The 727-nt window shown below is 43.1% G+C and carries 1 protein-coding gene; it reads left to right on the top strand.

The annotated features are described in order from the left end of the window. Positions 1–203 precede the first annotated feature (203 nt). Positions 204–698, top strand: a complete 495-nt coding sequence (locus tag ACM0OS_RS28990) for a hypothetical protein (protein ID WP_414546623.1) — start codon at positions 204–206, stop codon at positions 696–698. Positions 699–727: the final 29 nt, after the last annotated feature.

Below are 727 nucleotides of genomic sequence, written 5' to 3'. Positions count from 1 at the left end.
CCCTGCTCCCTGCCCCCTGCCCCCTGCTTCTTCTCCCCACTCCCTCATCTCCCTCATCTCTAAAGTTACACAAAACTGTTGGCCCTTTACTAATGAATCATCTTCATTGCGAATCTAAAATAGGTAGTTAATTTCTCTCATCTTGGGAACTTGGTGTGTAAAATTCATGTCTTGCAAAACACTGAGATACTTATATAATCGCAATGTCGAAAATAATCTTAAATAAAGGTATAAAGTTATCGTTGATGATAGTTATGGTCAGCGTTTCAGCAGCAATTCATGTGATCGCTGATGCTCAAGAAGCACCACCAATATTTGGAGATATTACTATTAATCAACAATTTTCTCCAGACCCTTTGACAGTTCGGGGAATGAGTGGCGGTTCAGTACCTGGGAAACAAATTGCTGGCAGATCGGAAACACCTACTGGCCCATGTACCGGATTCGTCGATGAAACACCAGGACATACATTGAAATTAAAAAGTGCATTTGAATACCTGAAGTTGTTAGTACAAAGCCCTCAGGACACCACCATGATTGTTAAAGGCCCTGGCGGAACTTGGTGCAATGACGATTTTGAAGGCAAAAATCCGGGCATTGTTGGTGAATGGCTCCCTGGAGACTACCAAGTTTGGGTGGGTTCATATGAACAAGGCAAGTATTTTCCTTACACTTTGCAAATTACAGAAGTTAAGTAGGGAGTGAGGGGGAAGAAGCAGGGGGGCAG

It is taken from the genome of Nostoc sp. CCY0012 (assembly GCF_963920855.1).
Lineage (GTDB): Bacteria > Cyanobacteriota > Cyanobacteriia > Cyanobacteriales > Nostocaceae > Cyanocohniella.
The sequence above is the reverse complement of the archived record's forward strand: the minus strand, read 5'-3'. Positions and strand labels throughout refer to the sequence as shown.